The sequence below is a fragment of the Pseudaminobacter soli (ex Li et al. 2025) genome, from assembly GCF_003012705.1.
GTDB classification, from domain to species: Bacteria; Pseudomonadota; Alphaproteobacteria; order Rhizobiales; family Rhizobiaceae; genus Pseudaminobacter; species Pseudaminobacter soli.
On record NZ_PXYL01000066.1, the window covers coordinates 1 to 828 of the forward strand.

Consider the following 828-nt stretch of genomic DNA (forward strand, 5'->3'; position numbering starts at 1 on the left):
CTGTCAACCGGCGCACAAAATTGACCCTCTATAGGCATGCAATATTGGCTCTGACGCAGATTTGGTGCAGCTTCTCATGTCGCTCCGATCAGGCGGGCTTGAAGAAGATCGAGCTTTCCGCGCCCGTACATCTGGCGCTTCACCAGCTTGAGCTTGGTGATCTGCCCCTCGGTTTGTCCGTTGGACCACGGCGAGACGATCGCTGCCCGAACTGCCTGTATGTCTTTCGCAACGCCATTGCCAAAGGAGGAAACCAGACTGTCGCGGGCGCGATCGATCCACAACGCGAGCTCATTTTCCGCCTTGCGCCGGATCATAAGATGGAAGTCGGCGATGATATCGCGAGCCGTAACGAGCAAGGGGACACCACTTTCGATGGCGGCGATGGTGACGGTCTCGGATTTCGTCAGGTTGTCTCTGCTGGTTGTCAAAAGCCGAGCGATCGTTCGGGCAGAGGGAATGCGGTTCAACGATTCCGCATCCGCCTTGTCGGCCCGCTTCCGTCGTGTGACCCATTCACTCACGACCCGGCGCGAACCACGAAAGCCCTGTGTTCTCAACCGCCGCCATAGCTCAGTGCCGTTCCGCTTGCCGGCAGCCCATTGCCCGTCAAGCCATTCGAGATAGGGCTCCAACGAGCTTTCTCTTGACCGAAAGACGTCGTTGCGTTGCCCTCTGAGCACTTGGCGGATCAAGCCGCGGCTATGACCGGTACGGCGCACGATTTCTTTGATCGCGACACCGTGCTTTCCGAGCGCCATAATGGCCGCATTGGTCTGTTCGCGCCGGAGATAGCCTTCGTATTGAAGGCGTTCGGCCGCGGTCAGC

Annotated in this window: 1 protein-coding gene; it reads right to left on the bottom strand. The window is 58.7% G+C overall.

Going from position 1 to position 828, the window contains the following annotated elements; translation table 11 throughout:
• Window positions 1-74: 74 nt before the first annotated feature.
• On the bottom strand, window positions 75-828 hold a 754-nt coding region (locus tag C7I85_RS30245), incomplete at its 5' end, for a transposase (RefSeq protein ID WP_146149026.1).